This window comes from Thermococcus sp. 21S7 (genome assembly GCF_012027615.1).
Taxonomy (GTDB): domain Archaea; phylum Methanobacteriota_B; class Thermococci; order Thermococcales; family Thermococcaceae; genus Thermococcus.
On sequence record NZ_SNUT01000040.1, the window covers coordinates 1 to 381 of the forward strand.

General features: G+C 37.8%; 1 protein-coding gene. It reads left to right on the plus strand.

The features are described from left to right. The coding region (locus E3E51_RS13000; RefSeq protein WP_240924344.1) for a DNA topoisomerase at nucleotides 1-381 on the plus strand (381 nt) is incomplete at both ends.

Here is a 381-nt window from a genome sequence, read left to right on the forward strand (position 1 = left end):
ACCAAAGAAGAACAAAACCTTTATGACTTAATTGTTAGGAGATTCTTAGCGGCATTTGCTGATCCGGCCATTAGAGAGAGCGTAAAGGTCATTATAAACTCCAATAATCATCACTTTATTCTCAGCGGTTCAAGAACCATAAAAGAAGGTTGGCTTAAAATATATGGAAAATATGTAAAATTTGATGAAATTGTCCTTCCTAAATTTGTAAAAGGAGAAACTGTAAACGTGCTCCAGATAAAACGAGAAAAAAAGAAGACCAAGCCTCCTGCGAGGTACTCGCCAGCTAGCATCATCAAGAAGATGGAAGATCTGGGAATTGGCACAAAAGCGACTAGGGCCCAGATTTTAGAAACATTATACTCGCGAGGATATATAGAA